Below are 19,168 nucleotides of genomic sequence, written 5' to 3'. Positions count from 1 at the left end.
GTATATCTGTTGAATATGTATTTGTACGCTGTTTGGAATGTAAAAGCAAGATAACAACATTTTAAAATAGACAATACCTATCCAGCAAGATAGCAAAAAAAGCACCCCGTTCGTAAAGAACGGAATGCTTTGGACGTGATTGACTTATTTGTCTAATGTTAATTCCAGTTGAACACCAATATCATTTTGTGTACTCAATACTACCGAGTGAGGATTTTTCATACCAAAATCTTCAAACGTTACTGTCGTTGTACCGGATAGTAGAATTTGTCCACCTTGATATACGGCTTTACCTGCAACCGTTACATCTTTATCAATACCTTTAACAGTTAATGTGCCTTTCATTGTAAAATCGTTAGTAGCGCCTTCTGTCCATGTTGTTGGCAAGCCTTCAAAAGAAGTAGCTTTGAAAGTCGCTTGTGGGAACTTGGCAACATCGAAGAAATCAGCTTCTTTTACATGTTCATCACGTTGAGCTGTTCCTGAATCAATCGCGTTCATATCGATTTGTCCTTCAGCTACCATTTTGGTAGGATCGTCTACATTCACTGTCCAGTTGCCCGTTACTTTGTTATCTACAAAGTTTACTGTTTCCTGTGAAGTCGTTACAGAGAAGTATACTTTAGAAGAATCGGTATTGATTTTCCAATCGCCATTCAGTTGGTCTCCTGCTACACTTGCGCCAGATGCTGCTGTTCCGCTAGCTTCAGTAGAAGTGTTTGTCGCTGGGATGACTTGCTCAATAGCTACTTTGTTCCCCATATAACTCTTCATAAATTGATAGCCACCAATCGCCACGATCACTACTACAATAGCAACGATAATGAGGATATTTCTTGTTTTTTTATTCATGATTTTGATCTCCTTTTATAAATACTTCTTAATATCCTTATCTTAAACGGCGAATGTGTCGAGAAGATGTCCAAATGTACAAGAAGTAGAAAAAAATAAAGATTATTATAAAACCACTTGATAGTTAAAGAACGGTAGGTACAATAAGTAGACAACAGATAATGTACTTATTAAAATATAGTCCATGCTAAACGTAGATATAAGGAGCCTTTGAAATATGAACTTAATACTTATCGTAGAAGATGAAGAAGGTATTGCTCGCGTTCTATCTGCTTATTTAAAAAAAGCAGGGTTTGAAACGTTGCGCGCTGCCGATGGTCATCAAGCATTAGAGCTATTCAATTCCTCTTCCCCTGCACTGGTGATACTCGATATTATGTTGCCAGGAATGGATGGCTGGGAATTGCTCAAAATGATTCGTAGTAAAAGTGCTTGTCCGGTGATTATGCTGACTGCACGCGATGATATTCAAGACCGACTCACCGGACTTGATGGTGGAGCCGATGATTATATGACCAAGCCTTTTATGCCTGAAGAAGTAGTAGCTAGAGTAAATGCTGTACTACGCCGTCGCCCACACTGGAATGATGGCATCAGCAAACGTAACTTCGGAAATCTGGTGATTGATATGGCAGCCAAACGTGTGTATTTGAATGGTGCTGAAGTGGCACTTAGTCCACGCGATCTATCGTTGTTACTTTTTTTATCAGAGCATCCGAACCGTACCTTTACTCGTGATCACTTGATCGAACAGGTCTGGGGAATGGATTACGACGGAAGTGATCGAGCAGTCGATCTATCTGTCAAACGATTGCGTCAGTCACTTTCTCACTGGTCATCGCAAACAGGTGAACTTCGAACATTGCGCGGAATGGGGTATCAATTTTGGCTAAGCGAATAAAAAAATCAAAACAAACATCTATTTTATCGTATTGGACGATTCGTTATTTTATTATTTTATGTATCGGATTGTTGATTATTGCTACGGCTGCGGTCTATTGGGTTCGAGATACAGCGATGGATAGCCGTCTAAAAACAGCAGGTTTACTCGGACAAGAAGTTGCTGATCGGGTCACATCTGCTAATGGAACGATAGTTATTCCAAATAAGCTGGATAAGATTATTGATAATCGGCTGAAATTTTTTAATTTGGATGAATATATGTGTATTATGATTGCGAATGAAAAAGGTCAGTTCTTATTCTCTATGCCTAATCTTCCGCAAGATAAATTAAGTAAAAAGTTAACGCCTGATCTTGCTGAACCGACAGATAATCGGTATATGGCTGTGAACACTCCTATTTATAATGATCAAGGAGTCAAGATTGGACAGGTAACGTTACTTCAATCCAAAAAGTCTCTGACCTATAGTCCTAATGAAATTGTGTTAGTAGTGGTTCTGTTAAGTACGCTTATTATCTCAGGCTGGTTAACGATCTACTGGTTATCTCGCAAATTATCCCGACCGATCCAATTAGTAGCCAATGCAGCCAAACAGATTCGTGCAGGTAACTACGATGTGAATTTGCAGATAGATACGAAAGAACAAGAAATTACAGAGCTGGTGCAGTCTTTCGAAGAAATGGCACAGCGATTGAAGCAGTTAGAAGAATGGCGCGCTCTATCTTTAGCCGGTGTCACCCATGAGCTAAAAACACCTGTTACCTCGATCAAAGGTCTGGTGATGGCTGTACGAGAAGAAGTGGTCACTCAAGATGAAGCCAAAGAATTTCTTGATATTGCGCTCAAAGAATCAGCGCGTATGGAGCGTATGATTGCAGACTTGCTGGATTATAATGCTTTTACTTCTGGTAGTGTAGAGATTCAGAGTGATCGATTACACTTGCAACTGCTTATCTCCGAGATTGCTTATCAATGGAAATTAACACATGAATCGTATCCAGTCGATATGGTTCTCGATCTGCCTGAAGAACCACTTTATACGATGGGCGACTCTTTACGAATTCAGCAAATCTTTGTGAATCTGCTTAATAATGGATTACAGGCTGTGGATAAAAGTATACCGATTCAATTCCGTATTCGGATGTATGCAGAACAGCAATATATTCATGTAGAAGTGACCGATAATGGTACAGGCGTAGCCCCTGAAGATCAGTCTCATATTTTCGAACGCTTTTATCGGGGAGATCGCAAAAAGCGCAGTGTACGTGGCTTAGGATTAGGGCTTACTTACAGTCAATTGTTAGCCCGCGCTCAAGGTGGCGAATTGCGATTGCGTCAGAGTTCTTCGTCAGGCAGTACGTTTGCTTTACAATTGCCAAGATAAATAAACAGCAGGTATTATCGAGTTTTTTATAATCATTCAATATCTATGTATACAATGAAAAAAGGAACCTTGACTCTCTGCGAAGAGGACAAAGGTTCCTTTTTATTTTTTATATGGAAAAGGAATAAACTATTCGCAAGCGATTCCATCTTTATCACGATCTAATTTTTTGCTATATCCCGGTTGTCCTTTGTATAAAGGAGCTTTTCCTGCTTTGCGAACAGCACTACAGTTTTTGTAATATACTGTTTTGGATTTGGTAGCTACATAACTTCCAGCTTGACTGGATTGTGCTTGTACTGTTGGTGTAACGGCTACCGTTAATCCTGCTAGCAAAGATAATGCAATTAATCCTGAACATGCTTTGTTCATTTTTTTCATGAGTATACCCCTTCGCGTCTGAAATATTATTTTATACTTTTTTGGTACTATATGGATTATATCGGATAGTTATCTAAATTGGTTAGTTTAGGTTATAAGTTATTTTTCCATAGCAAAAAGCGTACCTTATGAATAATCTATTCCAGTACGCTTTTATATAAGAAATAAGTTAACTTTATGCGATTTTATTATGTTCATGCTTTAAATATTTTTTCAAAAGCTTGAATCACTTGCTGATCTTTGGAACGATCATAGACTGCGAAAATAATCTGTTTGAACAATAAAGCATACTTCTCTTGTAGTAGTACCTGACGGAACCACGTTGCCACTTCATATGGATCATTACGGAATACACCGCATCCGAAAGCTCCTAATACCAGATATTCATTGCCCTGCTCTGCCGCTACTGCTAAAATGTATCGAATCCGCTCTAACATAACTGTGCCGATCTGGTCTACATGTTCAGGTTCTCGTTCTCTAACTACCCCTGCATTTACAGCCGGTGCGGTAATGATAGATACTTGATAGGTCTGTGCTCTCAGCGAACCACCGTCTTCCCGAAAGACCGTTACCTGTGGCGAGTAGATCATATAATCAGAGTACAGACAACTTTTTTGCTGACGATTATAGTTATACATTTCAGTCATCTGAATCTGACTAAGATAAAGGGAAGATGAACGAGCCAGACTTTCTTCTTGCGCCTGACTTCCTCCTAGAAATCCACCACCTGGATTACGTGCAGAAGCAAAATTGAGACAAGCAACTTTATCACGTCGTTGTCTCATGGTGAGTTGTTCGACTGCTTTGAGCGTTGAATATGGGTTTACAATAATCTTTAACGCACAGCGCTCATCATCCGACAATGACGACTCTTCCGGTTGTAATGACTCTGCTGTATATGGACTTTTGATGTCATTTGTATGTTGTAAAAGAGTGTTGATCTTTGCGACTGCTTTTTCTTTAACTGTTGGTAATTTTTCAGGTGTATACAGAACAGAATTGTTAATAGTATATTCAACTTCTGATTTGATATCGACCTGTTTACCTGATAGTACTTTGTAATGACCTCGTTCTAAAATATCTAATGTTTCCTGCGCCCATTTGGAGCGGATTTCTCGTGATGTCATGATTGGCAACTCCTTACTTCTCTTTTTCTAGTTATACTTGCGATAATAAATCTTCTCGTAATTGTGTTAATACTTCGCCTAACCAATTCGTTCCCCGCCATGTAGTGCGTTGATGAATACGAGGATCATCTTCAGCAAGCCCGATTCCCCAGATTCGGTCTGTAGGGCTAGCCTCTACCAGCGTATGACCGGCTGTAGCTAATAGAACCAATAATAATTCTGGATTCTGGGTAAACTTGGCATGATTCCCGCGATACACGATATTTTTGGCTTCTTGATTCCAGAGATCGTTATCGAATCGTTGCACTTGCCGTCCTAATGCTTTTTGCTGACGAGGATGTGGCGCTTCTATTACTCGTCTAGCAATTTCACGATCGCCAAACAATTGAGCTTTGCCATACATCATATACTGCTCTGCCGATGTAAATTGCTGTCCTTCTAATATAAAAGATGCTGGATACCACTGTGAAAATGGAGAAGCATCCCGATAAAAAAATAAAAATGATTCTGATGGCGATTCAGATCTACTCATTGTGTGATTCCTCTTTTCTTGATCCAAAAACTATTTGACAACCTCTTCCCAGGCGGGACGAAAACGAAATAGTTGGGACGGTCGATGTCCTGCATCTTTCGTATATTCATTCGTTGCTATAACTTGTGAAGCGATTTTTCGACGAAAGGCAGGTGCTAATAGTTCTCGATCCAAAATAATTTCATACACTTGTTGCAGTGCAGATAATGTAAATAACGGTGGCATCAAATTAAACGCAATATCGGTATACTCAATTTTACTACGTAGGCGTTCTACACCATATGCAATCATTTTAGCATGATCAAAAGCAATTCCTTCACTCTCAATCACTTCCCAACGTACATCATTAATTGTTCCGCGATAGACATGAGTAACCCGAACCAATCCAGATAACTGATAATCTCCATGGTGTAAATGAATCCGAATATCTCGCTCGATCTCACATCCATCAGGTAAGCGAACTTTCTTTTCCTGCATAATATGATAATCTAGCTTAAACCATCTAGCATCATCCGCATCTTCCCCTGCTTGTACTTGTTGGGTGCTAGAATCTACTAATGCCATGTACGAACAACTAATGACCCTTGTACGAGGATCTCGATCCACTTCACCCCATGTATATAATTGCTCCATATAGATATGTTCTAGGTTCGTTTCACTTCGCAATTCGCGCGCGGCTGCTTCATCCAGACTTTCATCGATTGAGACGAACCCCCCTGGTAGTGCCCACTGTCCTTTATACGGATGTTCACCACGTTGAATCATCAATAACTGCAATGACTTTTCTGGTAATTTACGATAGTTATCTTGCTCTTGATTCATCACAGTAAAAATCAGCATATCGACTGTAGCTGAAGGTCGTTCATATATACCAGCATCGTATTGTTCCAGAAATTGTTGTTCGGTAAGTCCGTTATGATTAAGAATGGGATTAGCATCGTTGATTGACGAATCCGGCATAGATATAACCTCCATATAAGATATAAGTACGTTTAATTTAATTATTGATATTCACTTTTTGTTATTAACATATAGTTATTATTAATCAAAGTCATTTGAAAAGTCAACCTTTAGGCGCTAATCATGCAAAAAAGACTTCCTCTATTTCTAAAGAAAGTCTTTTTTGAGTGCGATACATCATGCTACCTATTTACGTCTACCACGTTTATTTTTACGATTGGTTGTAATCGTCATAAAAGCAAAAATAACAAATACTACGCCTGCACCTACTAACATTTGTATAAAAAAATCCATTCGTTCACCTCAAGATTGTTGTTATGTATAACTTATTGATAACTTAACCGTTTACGTAACGTACGCCACACTTTTACAAGTAAATAAGCTGTAATATAACAACCCATTAATGATACAAAAAAGCTATCTGCTCGAAAATATACTTTTTCAGTATGCATTATAATATACAATAGATTCTCATATCCTGTCAGATCATCACTTGTCTGCAATGTTAAGATACATCGTATATTCAGATTGTATACTTGATTGCGAAATAGATCAAAATCGGTAGTGGAAGTATCTTTATTTGCTCAAACAAAAAAGCCTGACATATGATCACTCTCTTGCGATAGCGACTTGTTAGGCTGTTATGGTTGGTTGAATACCCCATTATGATATTGTATTAATCCAGAATACGTAATGTTGTATCAATAATACCGTTTAATTTTTGCTGGTCTGCTGTTGTTTTGACCATAGCACGCAAACCTAACCATGCATTCATAAAATAGTGAGCAAGAAATTCGGTATCAACATCCGCTTGAATTTCACCGTTATTTTGACCGATCAGAAGTAGCTCACGCAAGTATTGTTCTGTTTGTGTATAGCCATTTTCTACAAATGTAGATACTTCAGGATCAAGTATACCTAACTCCACACCGGAGTTTACCATCATACATCCTTTAGGAAAATCTTTGTTATCCACCATAGTGGTTAGAAATCGTCGCATCAGCTCTTTAACAGGTGCTTGTTTTTCTATTAACAATTGTAATCGTTCTGCTTGAAGAGATTTGTACCGTTGTAGTGCTTGAATAAACAGAGCGTGTTTGTCTCCAAACGTATCATAGATACTTCTTCGATGAATCCCCATCGTATCAACCAATTGTTGCATCGATGTTTTGTCATATCCTTGCGTCCAGAATAGATACATCGCTTTATCTAATACTTCATTAATTTCAAATTCTTTATGCCTTGCCATTGTCTTCACCTCGCTTATTTATTATATAGGGAAGTGAACGATCAGCAAACTTATGACTTATTCAAAATCCAAATAGTAATAAATATCAGAATTGCCTCGTTCAGATGTAAAATGATAGCTTTTATTATTCAAACCGCCGATTTCAAACCCATATTTTAAATAGAATTTGTTAGCAGCGAGATTATAAGATTGGGCAATAGTACTCAAACCTTTACAATTCTTTGCTTTGGATATAGTCATTGCCAAATCAAGCATGTCTTTAGAAATACCACTTCTACGATATTTTTGATTTACTTTCAGATCACTAAGGTAACAATATTTATTCCATTCGATCTCAAATACAGCCAGTCCAACACAGATATCATGATCAAATGCAGCTATAGCAAAACCATCCTGATCGATTTTGGCAAATGAATAGTTCTCTTCTGGAAATATTTTTTCTTTGATCTCATCAAAGTATTTCTCTTGATATTCCCATGTATCATTAGGCTTTGTCACAACTAATTCACCAAACAAATAAAATGTCTCATTAGGTAATTGCAAACAATCTTTGGTTGCTTCTGTTATCAATTCAATTCTAATACGATTCAATGTGTAGCCTCCTTTACTCTCTAAATATTCAGCTTCCAGAGTCTACAAAACTGAACGTATCAGAATTGTATAATAACTTTACCTTTTGGTCGACCATTGGCTACAAGTTCTAATGCTTTATTGATATCGTTTAGCGTAAATGATTGAGAATGAAGAAGTGGCACGATATCATTTTTTTCAACGATTCCCGTAATTTTTTTCAATTGTGTACCGTCTGAGCGAACAAAAATAAAGCGATATTCTATATCTTTTTGCTTCGCTTTTTTATCGAATTTGGCACCAACAGCACCAAAAAGTTTTTGTTTCCACCATGGGAAGCCTTGATCCTCTGCAAAACGTTTATTAGGTCCTGTACGAAGAGAAAGTAATCGTCCTCCGGGCTTCATAATTTGTAGTTCATTATCAAATTCTTCTGCTCCCAACGTATCGATCACATAATCAATCTGGGATAAAACATCTACATAGTTTTCTTTCGTATAATCCAAATATCGATCTGCACCAATTTGTAGTGTACGTTCGCGTGTCTGTGCGTTACCGCTTACGATGACTTGCAATCCCATGTTTTTGGCGATAGGAACAGCGATTTGACCAAAACTACCTGATCCACCTGGAATAAAAACAGACTGTCCCGACTTTGCTTCTAGTTCTTCATGTAGTCCTTGATAAGCCGTAAGTCCGGTCAATGCTACCGCAGATGCTTCTGCATAAGACAAATTTTTGGGCATATGTGCAATAGCACCCGCGTCTACAGCGACATACTCTGCAAAGGCACCTATTTTGTTCAAAGGTAAACGTGTATAAATATCATCGCCTACCTGAAATCCATGTACATTTTTGCCTACGTTTTCAATCACACCTGCCAGTTCATTGCCGATCGTGAGCGGAAAATTATAGTCTTGAATGAATTTGACACTGCCTGTCATGATTAACATTTCCAGTGGATTCACAGCGGCGGCTTTGACTTTGACCAGCACTTCATGATCTGCAATATCTGGAATTTCAATAGTGTTCACTTGTGCTTTTATTTGTTTAGAATATTTCGTGATCTGAGCGGCTTTCATAGTGCGCTTCATATCTGGATCAGCATCCTTTTTATCATAATAAATACATCAATAACGGTTCATGTATAGAAGAAAAATGACGTACAATTCTCAAGTTGTACGTCATTTGCAATAGTATTTATAATAGAGCTCTAGTACGCATCATTTATTATCTAACGATCATTAACAAAATTATGAGATCGTAGGATAGATAGGTGCTGTTAATTTAAAGTTATACTCTGAATCCACAATACCTACAGTCTTATTGCTTTCATACAGATTAACCATGAATCCTGCCATTTGTTGGGCTGTGTGGTATTTAGGAATATTGTTCTCGTATTGATAGTCTTCCACATCATTAGATACTTTGATAAAATCTGTTTCTGTAATAGCAGGTGCTAATACTTTAGCTTTGAGATGAGCGCCTTTGAGTTCTAACTCTTTAGCAAGCCCTTCCGTAAATGCACTTACATAATATTTAGAAGCAGAGTATGCTACAGTTCCTATAGCAATAATATATCCAAGTGCTGATGATACGTTAATTAATTGAGTACCTTCAACATTTGCATAATCTCTAACATAAAGGGTAGACAGAATCGTTAAAGATTCTATATTCACTCGTAACATCGTTTCGACTTTTGTTAGATTTTGATCGACAACCATTGCACCTTCTCCAAGCCCTGCATTATTGATCCATGTTTCGATTTGATAATTTTTCAAGCTATTGTATAGCTCATAAGCTTGCTCGGTAACAGAAAGATCACTTGTAACAACCACTACATCTAATTCTGGATGTAATTCTTTAATTTTGGCTTGAAGTTCTTCTAACTTGTCTACTCTTCTTGCTACAATAATCAAATTTTTTCCTTTAGCAGCAAATGCCAATGCACTTTCATAACCTATTCCTGAGCTAGCTCCTGTAATAACGGTATATTTCATTTTAGTTGCTCCCTTTAGTTCTATTTTCGCTTTCAAGAACGATCGTTCTAATTTGGTTATAAGCTATCCTTATTCTCTTGTTCGCTACAAGCATATCATTTATAGAACGATCGGTAAAGTATTATTTCACAGCTTCACGGGTGTCTATGAACTGCTTAGTGACCGGCTCGATCTTGCATCGATCTTACAATACGAGTGATCCATTTGCGTGGTAATAATCGTGGGCTAAATGCTAAAAAGCGGTTACGTGCTCCCGGTATAATAATAGTATCTCCTCGCAAAAATCCGCGATATCCCATTTGGGCAACTTCGTCTGACTTCATAATAGAACCATTTTGTATCATTTTAGATGCGCCCATACCTGAACGATCTACAAATCCTGTAGCTGTGACTCCCGGGCAAAGTGCAGTCACGGTTACACCTGTTCCACTTAATTCATTTTCAAGTGCTTCTGTGAACGATAATACATACGCTTTGCTTGCATAATAGACAGACATCATCGGTCCAGGGAAAAAGCCTACTAATGAAGCTACATTCATCACGCCGCCCTGTCCTCGCTTCACCATATCCGGTACAAATAATTTGGTCATAATCGTTAGCGCTTTGATATTGATATCGATCATATTGGTTTCTTGTTCCCAATCTGTTTCTAAAAATTTCCCGTATAAGCCAAATCCAGCATTATTCACAAGATAATCTACCACAATTCTTTTTTCTTTTAACTCTAGAAAAATAGCTTCCGGTACACCTGTAACCGATACATCTTTGGGAATAACGATAGAATGTGTACCATGTTTTTGTTCATAATCTTTCGCCATTTCTTGCAATTTCGCTTCATTACGTGCGACCAACACCAGATTATATCCGTCTTTAGCAAATAGATTAGCTAATTCTTTCCCAATCCCGCCAGATACACCTGTAATCAATACTGTTTTTTTCATAGTTATAACTCCTATTCAGCTCATAATTAGTGTTAAAACATTTCGAGAACGATCATTCTAATAAAGATAAAAAAATAAAGCTTGCTGTTGGAAGATGTTATTTTTGTAGGAAGGTGGTTGTTATATGGTTAGTTAGCAACTTCTTATTTAGAACTTTATCATATTGAGAACGATCGGTAAAGTATTATTTTTTAAAATTGTTTATATGATTTCTGTAAGTAGAAAGCCTTTAGCTTTTATTATCAAAAGACTTTCTTTTACCACTACCTGTATGATTGAACTAAGCTTAGTTCTCAAGCACCTGTACTTATATATCGTACTATAAAGGCTGCCACTATCCATAATACAAATATGATGCCAACCACTAATAAGAATTTAGACTGTTTACTTCTGAACATGTACTATTCTCCTTTCTATGCTCTATTTGATGTATGCTAACGATTATGTAACTGTTATCAAAGTCTTTGGTTATTGTTCTACTTATCATCTATTTAATTAGAATATTAAAATTATATTCTTCCATATTATACCATTCTGTTAGCAAAGTATAGGCAGAGATCGTTTGTAGATGACGGACTACCTTTTCCAATTGTTCTATAGAATCTTCACCACAAGCCACTTTAATATATTGATGACTATGTACGGCTCTATAAATATCCGCATGATCTGTAGGTTCGACCTGTACCAGATGAATATGAGAATCGGCTGTATGTCCACTGCCTACGACAGCATAATGATCATCAATGAGAAGAGCTTTATCATGATGATATTGTAAATGTTTTTCATGCGGAACGACCCAGATTGGCTTCATATGTAGATGTCCTCCAGTACACTAATATGTAATATCATCAGTATACTGGCTAGGACAACATACGGTAATAGGCTAAAACGTATCAATTGTATGATATGTATACGTATCACACGTTTCTTTGCAAATTCACATCTAATTCTGATTCTTCGCCTGTAACATAAGATATATAATTTACTGACCCGCTAAAGTCTAAATACGCTTGATAACGAAAACGAATAGACGGTAATGTTATCCAATCGAGAACCGATTCTTTTGGAATCCATTTACAATCACTGGTCTCGTCAGAAGTTGTTAATGTTCCTCCTTCACATTTACATACAAAATCAAACATTACTTTTGTTGGTACATCTGTTATGCCATCATGCCATTTAGGTATTCCCGTATTTGAAATAATGCTTATAAGCTGAACTACGGTTGCATCGATTCCACTTTCTTCTTTGATCTCACGTATTACTCCGTCGATCAAATTCTCTCCAACTTCGGTGATTCCACCAGGGTATACCCAACCATCGTGTTGTGTCTTAACTAACAAAATATTACCCTGACCATCTTCTACTATTCCACCTGCAGATACAATATGTGTCGGGAAATTCATTATGTAACCTCCTATTATTGATATACCTGATCTATACTGGTTGTTTCTTTGCTTATTTTAAAAAGCTCTATTTATATTACTCATCTCATCTTAAATTTTTCAACTACCGATGTTCTTCTGGAAAATGTCCTTACAACCCAGATACTACACATTCTTTTTCCTCTAACATTTAATAGAGAAATCATGATAAATATTAGATAAAATGTATCCATCGTTTTCTTTGGCATAAATATAGCTATAGTAAGCAAAAATGAAAATATAAAAGCAGCAGACTATTCGGTTCGTATAGATATCGGAGAGCTGCTACTTTCACATTTTATCTAGCTTTTATATTCTTCTACATACCAGTCAATCATCTTACGTGCAATACTGACTCGCGGTGGAATATTAGGAAGTTCGTTTGCATGGAACCACTTCGCTTCGGCAATCTCTTCACCATCTACTTGAATCTCGCCGCTATCATATTCAGCGATAAATCCGATCATAAGTGAATGTGGGAATGGCCACGGTTGACTATCATAATAGCGAATATTTTTGATTTTGATGCCGATCTCTTCCATCGTTTCCCGTTGTACACAGTCTTCTAGTGTCTCACCAGGTTCTACAAAGCCTGCAATCAGACCATACATGTTATTTGGAAAATGACCTGCACGAGCGAGCAAGATCTGATCGCCTTTTAAAATAATCGTAATCACAGCAGGTGATAGACGAGGATAATGGGACAATCCGCAATTTGGACAAACTTTGCTACGCTCATGATCTGCATGATTCAGCGGATTGCCACAGCGTCCGCAGAACTGGTTTGTTGCATCCCATGAGAGCATTTGCAGACCACGTCCGGCAACATGGAACAAATCTTCATCAATTCGATCATACAGGGCAAAGAGAGGTAGAAAAACCATACCTTCCGGTACGATACTGTCTTCTGCGACTTCAGCTGTATAACAGGAAGCCCCTTCGATCGAACCGAGATAAAGTGTGCGGCTAGATGTTAATCCATACTTGTCCAGACGATCTCCAACTGGAACAGCCAATAGGTCGCCTGTTTCATGAACAAGTAATTGGTTTCCGCGAAAGATAAACCAGTACCCTATGGAGTTTTCCTGCTCTACAGGTCGAAGTGCAGGACTATATCGTTTATAAATACTTTCAATTGTCGGTTGCATGGGCTCAGAACCTTTCATTTACGTACTTTTTACGTCATTTATGATATGTTGTACATCATTAGTTTACCCTAAGAACAGAAGGGATCAAACGTCAATATATAAGTCTTTACATTATCTAGGAAAAGGATGCTAGTTTGCTTGCAAGTTCAGATTAAATTGACTGGTAGCAAGTGTACAATAACTTACTATCTAATAAGATGATTCCACCAGAATATACTCAACCCTTATGCTGAGTCTTAGCTGACAAAGTATTGCCTTGATCCTCTTCTCCTATTCCACCTGCGTATACAATATGTGTAGGGAAGTTCATGTTGTAACTTTCTATTATTGGTATACCTATTCTGTATTCGTTGTTTTTTACTTATTTCAAAGAGTTCGATTTACATTACTCATATCATTTTCAATTTTATATTTTCAACCACCGATGTCCTTCTGGAAATTGTCCTTTCAACCCCGATACTATCCATTCTTTTTCCTCTACTGTTAAATGTGGCAACATCATCTGCCAATCTAGATCATCCTTTTCACGAATGACAGAACTGCCTCCTTTATATAGAAGCTGAATCTCAGGTCGAAGATAGCGAATATGATCTGTAGTCGTTAAAAAAATGTCATTAGCTTTTCGACGAATCACCGGATGTCTGCGATATATCCAATCTTCATCCACTTGCTCTACAAACATCAATTGAAATGCCCATGCAGAATGCTCATCTTTTTTCACCCATATATCATTCACTTGCTCTAACTGTTCTCCTTCCCAAAGCTCTAATGTGCCTTTATATGCTTTGTACAATATCCAATCTTTGCTCAAATATTGATATACTTTATACTGATCTTTGCGAAATACGATAATATCGATATCTTTATGTTCTCGGGTTTGCCTGCCTATATGTAGATCCAAAGCCCATCCCCCTGCAATCCCCCACATAATCGGTATATCTTGCAATAATAAGCTGACTTCTTCTATAGTAAGCGGTTGCCAGTTATCGATATCCATCATATCCTCTACTCTCTTTACAGTATACTGATCGCATGTTGTATAGTTATTTTTTTATCGTTTCATCTATACGTGAGGTGTAGTCGTTTTTTTGCTTATTGTCATCATAAATAAAAGTCCAATAATACATAATGTTCCTACCCATTGAAACATGCCAAACGGTTCTTTTAACCAAAATACAGTTGTAAGAACAGCGGATAAAGGTTCTAAGCTACCAAGTAAACTTGTTTCTTTTGGCAAAAGGCTTTCCAAGCTCTCAATATAAAACCAGAATGCAATCATAGTACCAAAAATAATAACAAAGATAAGATACATATACATTTCAAGAGTTAGGCTCTGAAAATCAAATTGCCAAGGTGGATGAATAAAGCTAAATGCTAACCCTCCTATAAGCATTGCCCAACCGACAATAACAAGAGAATCGTATTGCTTGAGTAAAGGTACAGCGTACAATGTATAGAATGCTAGTGCTGCTCCAGATAATACTCCCCATACGATAGCAATAACAGGTACAGATAATTGAGAGATCGAACCGTTAGTCAGCAATAGAAAACAACCTATGATCGCAAGCATAACAGTAATGATGTCTTTGGAAGATAAGGTCATTTGTTTGCGTATAATCAAATAAACAATAATCATAACTGGTGATAGATATTGTAATAAGGTGGCTACAGCAGCGTTACCATGTTGAATAGAAGCCATATATGTATACTGCACAGCTAGCATCCCTACAATACTAAAAATAAGCATTTGCATAGCTGTTTTTTTCTGTGTCCATATCTTCCATATTTGTGAACGATCTTTAACAACACATTGAATACCTAATAGTAAAATACCTGCAACAATCATACGCACAGTTACAAGCCAATTAACATCAATACTTGAATATTCAAAAAGAAACTTGGCAACCGTTCCTCCTACTCCCCAAAATATAGCTGCTATTGTAACTAATAGTATTCCTGCTCTTTTTGATTGCTTTTTCATCTTGATTATTCCACCTTAAAGTATAATGATAGTATTATCATAAAGTAAACTATTAGATGATAATACCTATATTAGACTAAAAAATATAAGTATATTGAGGTGATATTTCTGTGTTACACAAAAGTTTTGGTATTGATCAAAACTTAAAAGAACTTACCGAGCATCGTACTGTTCTTTTACCTTTTGCATGTTACGAAAACCAAATCAATCAAGATATACATGGATATATTCCTCTTCATTGGCACGAAGAAATTCAGTTTGTTGTCGTCCAAAAAGGGGAAGCTCTTTTTCAAATTAATGAAGAACAGATTGTAGTTAAGCAAGGAAATGGATTATTTATTAATAGTGGCTGTTTGCATACGGCTGAAGAGGTAGAACAGTCTGAATGTATGTATATTTGTCTAAATATTGCTCCTCATTTTATATTGGCAAAAGAACTATATATGAACTATGTGAGTCCTTATATTCAAGCCACCAATTTCCCTCACCTGGAAATAAAAGCCACAGAAACATGGGGAGCTACAATAATAAAATCTATTCGAGAAATTAATGAATCGATCAAGCAAAAACAAACTTTTTTTGAAATTGAAATCAGTGAATATATTACCTCTATTTGGAAAACTATACTTGTACACGGTATATCTTTGGAATACGATCAGCTCAAATTTATAAAAAGTTACCGGATGAAACAAATGTTAAATTGGATACATTTGCATTACAATGAAAAAATTATTCTGGATGATATCGCCAAAGCAGGACAGTTAAGCCGTTCAGAGTGTTGTCGTTATTTTAAGCGCATTTTGAAAACTACTCCTTTGCATTATGTAATTGATTATCGGATTCAAAAAAGTTTAGTTTTGTTACAACAAGACGAATCTACGATTACAGAAGTTGCTTATCAAGTCGGATTTAATAGTACCAGTTATTTTATTGATCTTTTTCGTAAAAAAATGAATACTACCCCTCTTGCTTACAAAAAACTAAATTTATAAAAAGGCTCTATCTAAATACAATCGTTTATATGCCATTAACTGAACATAAATTCATCAAATTTGAACATTAGTTCAAACTATTTTAAAATCAAATATAATCATTTTAAATCTAATAAAATAACTAGATCACATCTAGGTCTAGATACCAAAGGACTGAATATCTTGAAAACAATTAAAGAAATCCAAGCAGAAGTTCATCAGAATGCTATCGAACATGGATGGTGGGAAGAAAAAAGAGAGTTTGGAACAATGATTGCTTTGTGTCATTCTGAGTTATCGGAAGCTCTTGAAGAAGTTAGAAAAGGAAGAGAAATTAATAAAAATTACTATACTGAACAAGGTAAACTTGAAGGTGTACCTTCAGAATTAGCAGATGTAGTAATCCGTATTTTAGATATGTGCGGCTATTATAATATTGACCTTCAACAAGCTATTATAGAAAAAAATGAATTCAACAAAAAGCGAGAATTTAAACATAATAAGCAATTTTAATTCAGATACTAGCCATGTGTCGCCTTAAATATACATTTTCATATTGTAAAGGGGTCTTTTAAAATGATTTTATCTAATACAGCACGTAATCGAATCGGCATGCCTATTGTTGGTTTTGGTACCTATCAATTATCTAAAGAACAAGCAGAATTTAGTGTGAAAGAAGCCATACTCGCTGGTTTTAGACATGTTGATTCTTCGGAAATCTATCGTAATGAAGAAGGTACAGGTAAAGGAATAAAAGCAGCGGGAATATCCAGAGAACAGCTTTTCATTACTACAAAACTTTATCCCCTATCTAAAGTGCCAAAAATAATGTCAAAAAATCATCAACAAACTATAGATACTTTAAAAAATCAATTAGTGCAACTACAACTTGATTATGTAGACCTTTATCTGATACATGCACCATTATCCGCACTACGATTAGAACAATGGGCAGCATTAGAAGAATTGAATAAACTAGGCTTGGCAAAACATATTGGGGTATCCAATTATAATATTTCAACACTAAAAGAAATAACTGATGCCGGGCTGACAATCCCTGAAGTCAATCAAATTGAATTTCACCCTCTATGTACTCATGTTGAATTGACCAATTACATGAACAAAAATGCTATTGCGCCTATTGCATATAGTTCACTTGCTCCACTTTCAACATGGAGAGCTGATAAAAAACAAGAAAACGATCTTGATCATATAAAAAGAGACTGTCAATTAATCACAAAACAAATTGCAGACAGATTTCATGTCTCTGAAGCGAAAATATTATTACGATGGGCTTTACAACGTGGTTATGCTGTATTAAGTAGAAGTAGTAAACCTGATCGTATCCGAGAAAATTTAGAATTATTTGATTTTGAAATTCCTGAGAGTGATATGAAACGTTTGAATCATTTAAATCAAAATCAGCCATTAGCATGGGCAAATAGTGGCATTAATCCTATGGAAGCTCCACCTATCCAATAAATCATTACTTATTATACAAGAACGGCTCAAAGAACGTGATCATGTAGTGCTCTTTGAACCGTTTTAGTTACTATTTATTATTTAGCAGTCTTTTATTCTGCTACTGTAATTAACACTTTACTACGAACCGTTCCTACTTCTGCGCGGTGATGCAGTTCGGGGAGGTCTTTGAGTTTTACTTTTTCAGCAATCACAGGTTTGAGCACACCTTCATCGGCAAGTGCAGCAATCTGAGCCAATTGTGTTCCGCTTTGCTGTACGCTCATATTGACTACATTGACTTTGAGCTCTTTAGCGACGGCTTCATCTGCCGGGCTTGTGATCGAGACGAATGTTCCACCTTCACGTAGTAAATGAAGCCAGTTGCTTACTTCATTTGTACCTTCCGGCGATAGATTAAAAATAAGATCAAGCTTGTCCTCAATACGATCTTCGACCATTTCTTGATTATAGTCGATAAGCTCATCTATGCCGATTTCTTTGAGCATCGGGAAACTGGCTTCGGATGCAGTACCGATCACATAGGCGCCTTTCCATTTAGCTAATTGTACCGCTAATGTACCTACTCCACCTGCGGCTCCTGCGATTAACACACGTTGTCCACTTTCCAATTGACCGTGATCGAATAGCGCTTGCCATGCGGTTAAGGCACCCACTGGAAGAGCTGCTACTTCTGGAAGTTTGATCTTCTTCGGTGCTGTCGCTACATATTCCGCTTTGGTCGCGACATATTCGGCGGCGGCTCCATTAGACAAAATATTCAACAATGCAAAAACAGGTTCACCTACTTTTACATTTTTCACGTTTTTGCCTATTTCCGTAATCGTACCGGATACTTCTACATTCGGAATATAAGGTAATTTATGAGGGAACGTTTCTTGCACCACTCCCATACGAATCAAGTGATCTAAAGGGTTAAAGGCTGTTGCCGAGACTTTGATTAATACTTCATCTGCTTCAATCTTCGGCATTAATACGTTCTCATAGTGCATTTTTTCACTATTACCATAAGCATGAACTCTTATCGCGTGCATCATTTCTGGAGCTGGCATCTTGAACACCTCTTTGGTTTTTTGAGTAGCACATTCCAATAAATAAGCGCTTACAAATATTTGCTCATTAGATTTATTTTACGCTTAACTTGAATGTAATACAATGAACAATAAGATAGACCACTACAGAATAGCCTTTTAGCGTATAATATAGACACTTGTTAGAGCATAATGTATGGCTATTAGCTTATATCGAGGTCTAATCCATCAGA

21 protein-coding genes and 1 pseudogene are annotated in these 19,168 nt (G+C 36.9%); 5 read left to right on the top strand and 17 right to left on the bottom strand.

What is annotated here, in order from left to right:
* Positions 1-144: 144 nt before the first annotated feature.
* Entirely contained in the window at positions 145-852 is a 708-nt protein-coding gene (locus PQ460_RS09660; protein ID WP_274172485.1) for a YceI family protein, read from the bottom strand.
* Positions 853-1,069: 217 nt separating this feature from the next.
* Here PQ460_RS09660 and PQ460_RS09655 point away from each other — a divergent pair, with 217 nt between their 5' ends.
* Together PQ460_RS09655 and PQ460_RS09650 are read left to right on the top strand one after the other, a co-directional pair.
* Positions 1,070-1,753: a response regulator transcription factor gene (locus PQ460_RS09655; RefSeq protein WP_273612767.1), complete on the top strand. Its 684-nt coding sequence runs from the start codon at positions 1,070-1,072 to the stop codon at positions 1,751-1,753.
* Entirely contained in the window at positions 1,738-3,138 is a 1,401-nt protein-coding gene (locus PQ460_RS09650; protein ID WP_274172484.1) for a HAMP domain-containing sensor histidine kinase, read from the top strand. The genes PQ460_RS09655 and PQ460_RS09650 overlap by 16 nt, the downstream gene beginning before the upstream one ends.
* Before the next feature lie 129 nt (positions 3,139-3,267).
* Here the strand turns inward: PQ460_RS09650 and PQ460_RS09645 are convergent.
* The 15 genes and pseudogenes from PQ460_RS09645 to PQ460_RS09575 all read right to left on the bottom strand — a co-directional run.
* Positions 3,268-3,393: pseudogene (locus tag PQ460_RS09645) on the bottom strand (excalibur calcium-binding domain-containing protein); the annotation flags it as partial.
* A 320-nt stretch (positions 3,394-3,713) separates the two neighbouring features.
* Positions 3,714-4,646, bottom strand: coding sequence for a TIGR02452 family protein (locus PQ460_RS09640; protein WP_274172483.1), 933 nt, complete (start codon positions 4,644-4,646; stop codon positions 3,714-3,716).
* 31 nt (positions 4,647-4,677) lie between these two features.
* Positions 4,678-5,178: a riboflavin biosynthesis intermediates N-glycosidase gene (locus PQ460_RS09635; RefSeq protein ID WP_274172482.1), complete on the bottom strand. Its 501-nt coding sequence runs from the start codon at positions 5,176-5,178 to the stop codon at positions 4,678-4,680.
* A 30-nt stretch (positions 5,179-5,208) separates the two neighbouring features.
* Complete coding sequence (locus tag PQ460_RS09630) at positions 5,209-6,138, bottom strand: NUDIX hydrolase (protein WP_274172481.1); 930 nt, start codon at positions 6,136-6,138, stop codon at positions 5,209-5,211.
* A gap of 326 nt (positions 6,139-6,464) precedes the next feature.
* Positions 6,465-6,590: a hypothetical protein gene (locus tag PQ460_RS09625; RefSeq protein ID WP_274172480.1), complete on the bottom strand. Its 126-nt coding sequence runs from the start codon at positions 6,588-6,590 to the stop codon at positions 6,465-6,467.
* Between the two features lie 224 nt (positions 6,591-6,814).
* On the bottom strand, positions 6,815-7,387 hold the full coding sequence (locus PQ460_RS09620; RefSeq protein ID WP_274172479.1) for a TetR/AcrR family transcriptional regulator: 573 nt from the start codon (positions 7,385-7,387) through the stop codon (positions 6,815-6,817).
* 57 nt (positions 7,388-7,444) lie between these two features.
* The gene (locus tag PQ460_RS09615; RefSeq protein WP_274172478.1) at positions 7,445-7,978 is read right to left on the bottom strand and encodes a GNAT family N-acetyltransferase; all 534 of its coding nucleotides are present in this window, start codon (positions 7,976-7,978) and stop codon (positions 7,445-7,447) included.
* A 59-nt stretch (positions 7,979-8,037) separates the two neighbouring features.
* Positions 8,038-9,051: an NADP-dependent oxidoreductase gene (locus tag PQ460_RS09610; protein WP_274172477.1), complete on the bottom strand. Its 1,014-nt coding sequence runs from the start codon at positions 9,049-9,051 to the stop codon at positions 8,038-8,040.
* A gap of 159 nt (positions 9,052-9,210) precedes the next feature.
* Complete coding sequence (locus PQ460_RS09605) at positions 9,211-9,957, bottom strand: SDR family NAD(P)-dependent oxidoreductase (protein ID WP_274172476.1); 747 nt, start codon at positions 9,955-9,957, stop codon at positions 9,211-9,213.
* A gap of 155 nt (positions 9,958-10,112) precedes the next feature.
* On the bottom strand, positions 10,113-10,898 hold the full coding sequence (locus PQ460_RS09600) for an SDR family NAD(P)-dependent oxidoreductase (protein WP_274172475.1): 786 nt from the start codon (positions 10,896-10,898) through the stop codon (positions 10,113-10,115).
* A gap of 487 nt (positions 10,899-11,385) precedes the next feature.
* Positions 11,386-11,709, bottom strand: coding sequence for a hypothetical protein (locus PQ460_RS09595; protein WP_274172474.1), 324 nt, complete (start codon positions 11,707-11,709; stop codon positions 11,386-11,388).
* Positions 11,710-11,815: 106 nt separating this feature from the next.
* Positions 11,816-12,304, bottom strand: a complete 489-nt coding sequence (locus PQ460_RS09590; protein WP_274172473.1) for an NUDIX hydrolase — start codon at positions 12,302-12,304, stop codon at positions 11,816-11,818.
* A gap of 320 nt (positions 12,305-12,624) precedes the next feature.
* Positions 12,625-13,488: an NAD(+) diphosphatase gene (nudC, locus tag PQ460_RS09585; protein WP_274172472.1), complete on the bottom strand. Its 864-nt coding sequence runs from the start codon at positions 13,486-13,488 to the stop codon at positions 12,625-12,627.
* Between the two features lie 388 nt (positions 13,489-13,876).
* Positions 13,877-14,470 (bottom strand): nucleotidyltransferase domain-containing protein, encoded by a 594-nt coding sequence (locus PQ460_RS09580; protein ID WP_274172471.1) that lies wholly within the window; start codon positions 14,468-14,470, stop codon positions 13,877-13,879.
* 63 nt (positions 14,471-14,533) lie between these two features.
* Entirely contained in the window at positions 14,534-15,451 is a 918-nt protein-coding gene (locus tag PQ460_RS09575; RefSeq protein ID WP_274172470.1) for an EamA family transporter, read from the bottom strand.
* Between the two features lie 110 nt (positions 15,452-15,561).
* Between PQ460_RS09575 and PQ460_RS09570 the strand changes: the two genes are divergently transcribed.
* The 3 genes from PQ460_RS09570 (at position 15,562) to PQ460_RS09560 (ending at position 17,904) form a co-directional block, all read left to right on the top strand.
* Complete coding sequence (locus PQ460_RS09570; protein ID WP_274172469.1) at positions 15,562-16,443, top strand: AraC family transcriptional regulator; 882 nt, start codon at positions 15,562-15,564, stop codon at positions 16,441-16,443.
* A gap of 162 nt (positions 16,444-16,605) precedes the next feature.
* The gene (locus tag PQ460_RS09565; protein ID WP_274172468.1) at positions 16,606-16,935 is read left to right on the top strand and encodes a nucleoside triphosphate pyrophosphohydrolase family protein; all 330 of its coding nucleotides are present in this window, start codon (positions 16,606-16,608) and stop codon (positions 16,933-16,935) included.
* A gap of 63 nt (positions 16,936-16,998) precedes the next feature.
* On the top strand, positions 16,999-17,904 hold the full coding sequence (locus PQ460_RS09560; RefSeq protein WP_274172467.1) for an aldo/keto reductase family protein: 906 nt from the start codon (positions 16,999-17,001) through the stop codon (positions 17,902-17,904).
* A 92-nt stretch (positions 17,905-17,996) separates the two neighbouring features.
* Here PQ460_RS09560 and PQ460_RS09555 read toward each other — a convergent pair whose 3' ends face one another.
* Entirely contained in the window at positions 17,997-18,956 is a 960-nt protein-coding gene (locus PQ460_RS09555; protein WP_274172466.1) for an NADP-dependent oxidoreductase, read from the bottom strand.
* Positions 18,957-19,168: the final 212 nt, after the last annotated feature.

The organism is Paenibacillus sp. KACC 21273, assembly GCF_028736095.1.
Classification (GTDB): Bacteria; Bacillota; Bacilli; order Paenibacillales; family Paenibacillaceae; genus Saccharibacillus; species Saccharibacillus kyungheensis.
This window is presented reverse-complemented; position numbering and strand designations above follow the sequence as displayed.